The sequence below is a fragment of the Noviherbaspirillum denitrificans genome, assembly GCF_002211445.1.
Taxonomy (GTDB): domain Bacteria; phylum Pseudomonadota; class Gammaproteobacteria; order Burkholderiales; family Burkholderiaceae_D; genus Noviherbaspirillum; species Noviherbaspirillum denitrificans.
The window spans coordinates 852,166-853,482 of record NZ_LSTO01000001.1; the positions used below are offsets into that span (position 1 = coordinate 852,166).

A 1,317-nucleotide genomic window follows, 5' to 3' on the forward strand; every position below is an offset into this window, starting at 1 on the left:
TGCTGAGCGAGCTCGCCATTCCCGACGTCGGCCTGACCTCGGTTTTCTTCATCAGCGTGGTGTCGGCCACCTTGCTCCCACTGGGATCGGAGCCCGCGGTTTTCGCCGTCATCAAGGCCAACGGCACCCTGTTCTGGCCGGCCATCCTTGTCGGCACGCTCGGCAATACCATCGGCGGTGTCATCGATTACTGGATGGGTTACGGCGCCAAGCAGGCATTCGCGAAGGAGCGCAGTACGCGCTGGTTCGGCTGGCTCGAGCGCTTCGGCGCGAAGACGATGCTGCTAGCCTGGCTGCCGGGCGTCGGTGATCCGCTTTGCACACTGGGCGGCTGGCTGAGGTTGCCTTTCTGGCCATGTGTGGCCTACATGGCCATCGGCAAGTTCCTGCGCTACCTGACGATGACCAGCTTGCTGCTGTTCGTTCCCGACGGATTCTGGCGCTCGCTGGTCAACCTGTTCTGATATTGTTGTTGTTTTGAAATGTTTTCCTTGGCAAATGCGCGCGAAATTCGTGCATTTGGCCGTATGGCCTGTAAGGCATTTTCCGCCTGGTGCAATGCAATACGCTAAAATGCACCTTTAAGGGTCTGTCTTGATATTCTGATGAACGCCCCCGCACAAATCCAAGCACTGCTTTCCGACTCGCCAAGCGACATCGTTCCCACCCGCCTGCGCGAAATTCCTTACAACTACACTTCCTTCTCCGACCGCGAAATCGTGATTCGCCTGCTCGGCGAGGAATCCTGGCGCCTGCTGGACGAGCTTCGCAGCGAGCGCCAAACGGGGCGTTCCGCGCGCATGCTTTATGAAGTGCTGGGCGACATCTGGGTGGTGCGGCGCAATCCGTACCTGCAGGATGACATGCTGGACAATCCGCGCCGCCGCCAGGCGTTGATCGATGCGCTCAACCACCGCCTGACGGAAGTCGAAAAGCGCCGCCTCAGCACTGAACTGGCCGCCGCGGGTGACCCGCAGGCACGCCGCCGCAGCGCCAACGTGGAAGCGCTGGTGAAGGCCGCGCGCAAGGCGGTCGCCGACTTCGGCGAGGAATTCCGCAACACCTGGGACCTGCGCAAGCGCGCGGTCAAGGTGCTGGGCCGCTACACCGCCAAGGACAATATCAAGTTCGACGGCCTGTCGCGCGTGTCCCACGTAACCGACGCCACCGACTGGCGCGTCGAATATCCGTTCGTCGTGCTGACGCCGGACAGCGAGGACGAGATGGCCGGCCTGGTCAAGGCTTGCATCGAACTCGGCCTGACCATCATCCCGCGTGGAGGCGGCACCGGCTACACCGGCGGCGCTGGTCCGCTGC

General features: G+C 62.2%; 2 protein-coding genes. Both read left to right on the plus strand.

The genetic code is table 11. The annotated features are described in order from the left end of the window. Positions 1 to 2: 2 nt before the first annotated feature. Positions 3 to 464 (plus strand): YqaA family protein, encoded by a 462-nt coding sequence (locus tag AYR66_RS04290; protein WP_088709593.1) that lies wholly within the window; start codon positions 3 to 5, stop codon positions 462 to 464. Between the two features lie 141 nt (positions 465 to 605). Next, positions 606 to 1,317: DUF3683 domain-containing protein (locus AYR66_RS04295; RefSeq protein ID WP_206047052.1), on the plus strand; the 712-nt coding region annotated here is incomplete at its 3' end.